General features: G+C 33.3%; 2 protein-coding genes. Both read left to right on the top strand.

Features of this window, described 5'->3' with window-relative positions:
- Positions 1–1,265: ion transporter (locus F6K22_RS35005; protein WP_293109074.1), on the top strand; the 1,265-nt coding region annotated here is incomplete at its 5' end.
- Positions 1,266–2,384: 1,119 nt separating this feature from the next.
- Complete coding sequence (locus F6K22_RS35000; RefSeq protein ID WP_293109072.1) at positions 2,385–2,984, top strand: MiaE family protein; 600 nt, start codon at positions 2,385–2,387, stop codon at positions 2,982–2,984.
- Positions 2,985–3,834: the final 850 nt, after the last annotated feature.

Here is a 3,834-nt window from a genome sequence, read left to right as displayed (position 1 = left end):
TTTTATTAGATTTAATCGGAGATAGTATTCTAATCGCTGATATATTTCTTCGATTTAATCTTGGTTACTTTGAGCGTGGAGAATATATTGAAGACCCAAAAAGGATAGCTCAACATTATCGTTCAGGACTTTTTTTCAGACATTTAATAGTGAGTTTTCCTGGAGATATAATCGCACTAATTTTATTGCCAAATTCACTATTTATTATTGCCTTGTTGAGATTACCTCGTTTATTACGCTTGCCTCAATTTTATCGAATTTTTAACAAGTGGGAAACTAATATTCATATTAATCCCACCTTGATTAGAATGTTTAAATTAGTAATAGTAATTATTTTAATTACTCATTGGGTAGCTTGTATCTGGTTTATGATTGGTAGTTGGGAATCTAGTACCGGAAATTCTTGGTTAATTGCTAAATCATTAGAATCAGCAACTAGAAGAACCCAATATATAAACTCTCTGTATTGGGCAATCACAACTCTTACTACTGTTGGATATGGAGATATCACTCCTGCTACTGAGATTGAAATAATATTTACTTTGATAGTCATGTTTTTAGGAATATCTATGTATGCTTATATTATTGGTAATGTATCTTCATTAATTTCTAACTTAGATGCTGTAAAAGCTAGATATCGAGAAAAGTCTGGGCAAATTCAAACCTATATGCGAGATAATAAAATCACTCCTAAATTACAACAAAAAATTAGAGACTACTATCAATATAGATGGCTAGAAAATCGAGATATTAGAGATTATCATATACTAGATGAATTACCAGCTCCTTTAAGGATGAGATTAGCACTAGAACTACACAAAGAAGTAATTGAGAAAGTTCCAATTTTTCAAAGTGCAACTCCCAATTTTGTGGGGGAAATAGTAATGGCATTAAAACCCGAAATACTGCCTCCTCATGAATATATAATTCGTGAAGGTAAATGGGGTCATGAAATGTATTTTATTAGGCGTGGAACGGTGAAAGCTTTTTCAGAAAAAACTGGTATTACATATAGAATTATGGAAGCAGGTACATTCTTTGGAGAGATTGCCCTTTTATATGAAAAACGACGTACTGCATCTGTTCAAACATTAACTTACTGTGAGTTATTTGTCCTAGATAAAGATGACTTTAAAAAAGTATTAGACCATTATCCCGACTTTGCAGATCATGTTCATAAAATAGCAGAGGAACGTTATGAGAGTGAAAATAAGGAAAAAAATAGCAGTTCAATAATTAATAATTACCGAAAAATTAATAATTAATAATTAATAATTAAATAATTCGCGCCTTGAAGCCTCCCCTTGGATAGGGGAAAACAAAGAAAATATTCCTTATATTCAATTCCCGAATGGTTAAAACCTTCTTGTAATTATCAATTATCCATTATCCATTAATGAACTCTTATTATAAAGAATAGGATTTGGTTCAAAGTAATTTTTTTCTTCATGAGTGAAGAGGCTTAATACCTTGATTTTTCGGTAAAGGGTAATAGGAAAGGAGAAATTATGTTAGCTCAACTATAAAATAGAGAAGAAGGACTAAAAGTAGGAGAATCGAAAAAACGACAAGAGGTGAAAACCAAGGAAAATCCACTAATCAGTCAAATAAATATTGCGTCTAATTCAGCGAGTATTGGGATGATTTTCAACAAAAATAGAAACATAAAGAGAACAACTATCTTTAGCAAAATTAGACCTTCGATCAGAATAAATATTTGAGATGACAACTATTGATAATCTGGAGAATTGGTTAGATAATTAAAGAAATAGCTATACACAGATGCCTCTTGTGGACAAGCTTCGTTTTCGGGCAAAATTCGGCAGATAATATTAAATCCGCTAGCTACGTTCAACAATTAATAATTAATAATTAATAATTAATAATTATAGCGCTACGCGCTAGGGAACAGGGAATAGGGAATAGGGAATAGTGAACTGTTAAAGGGTTTCAGGATTTAGAAATGTCAAGAGCCTTAATGCGTAGCGCTATACCTCTTCTTATAACGGATAGGATTGACTAAAAGGATTTTTTTTCTTCTCTTGGTTGATTGGAGGCCAGCGAGGAGACCTCGCCATCCCATCCTAGGTCATGCTGCGCAAGCGACCGCTTTTTTCTACTTGAAATGAGAGGCTTTAAACCTTGATTTTTCGGTAACAGGTAATAGGAAAGGAAAAATTATTTTAGCTAAACTATAAGGTCGAGAAGAAGGACTGGAAGAAGGAGAAGAAAAAAGACGACAAGAGGCGCAAGAACAAAGAAAAATCTAGCAAGCAGTCAAAAAATATGACTTTAAAAAAGTATTATAAAATTCTTCATGCCTGACATTTAATGCTAAAAAAAATAGCAACAGAAGCTAATGAAAAGTAAAATCAGCAATAACTATGCAATTATCAAAAACACCAACAATTAAATATATAAAACAACCGACCTCCCAAGCTTGGGTCGAACAAGCGATCGCCAATTTAGACATTATATTATTAGACCATTCCCACTGTGAACGAAAAGCAGCAGGGGTAGCTCTAAATTTAATGTTTCGCTATCCTTCTAGCCCTAAACTTATCAAAATGTTAACAGCTATTGCTCGTGAAGAACTAGAACATTTTGAACAAGTAAACCAGTGGTTAGAACGTCGTAATATTCCATTAGCTCCCCTAAATGCTCCTCCTTATGGAGCAGCTTTAAATAGTCAAGTTCGGCGGAATGAGCCAGAAAGAATGTTAGATTTATTATTAGTTTATTGTTTGATTGAAGCTCGTAGTCACGAACGTTTAGGCTTACTTGCTGATTATTGTAATGACTCTGAATTAGCAAAATTTTATCGTAGTTTAATGGCATCTGAAGCTAGACATTATGGAGTATATTGGATTTTAGCTACAACTTATTTTGAACAGACAATTGTGGAGAAAAGATTAGAGGAATTAGCAATATTTGAAAGTGATATCCTGAGTAATTTACATCCAGAACCTCGGATTCATAGTTAATTAATAAGCATTCAGCGATTAGCAATTAGCATTCAGCATTCAGGAGCCTAAATTAATCAGTAAAAATATTTGAAACTAGGAAGATTTTAATTATGACTTATGAATCCTATAGCGCTACGCGCAAGTCAAAAATTAAAAGTTAAAAGTAATCTCTGAGTTATTTTTAGCCCAAATTATCTGCAAAAAGGATTTACCAATGTCGGCGCCCTAAATAGGGCTTACCGATCAAATCTAAAAGCATTGACTCTATTACGGTAAGTGCCTTTTTCGGTCGAAAATAGTTCCTGGTTTTTAGTTAAAAACCCTCAAAAAATTAGCAGAAAAGGCAGGGGGGATAGCAGAAAAATCAAGGTACAAATATATCCGATTATCTCCTAATTAATTCCTCGTTTTTCCTAATTACTCTCTACTACCCTACTCCCCCACTCCCCTACTCCTGAAAAAGACTTTTGAGCGCAAACCCTAAATAGGTAGTGCTACAATTCCTAATATTTACTAGGAATATAAACATAGCAATTAAATATAAGAATTTTATCTCATTCAGGTACACTACTAGCGGGCAAGATACCTGAATTATAGAGGTATTAATGTAATATTTGTACCTCACATACTTGGAATCTGCTGTGGTATTATTCCATTTTTTCTTCCCTATTCCCTACTCCCTATTCCCTACTCCCTACTCCCTACTCCCTAAAAATGAAAAAATATTATCGTGAATTTTTAATTAGAAATTGGCAACCAAATGACCGTAAAATAGCAGCAAATATTATAGGTTCTGTTCTGGCAGAATATAATCTAAACTGGGAACCTAAAGGAGCAGATAAAGATGTCTTAGAAGTAGAAAAATTCA

Source organism: Okeania sp. SIO2F4 (assembly GCF_010672385.1).
Taxonomy (GTDB): domain Bacteria; phylum Cyanobacteriota; class Cyanobacteriia; order Cyanobacteriales; family Microcoleaceae; genus Trichodesmium.
The sequence above is the reverse complement of the archived record's forward strand: the minus strand, read 5'-3'. Positions and strand labels throughout refer to the sequence as shown.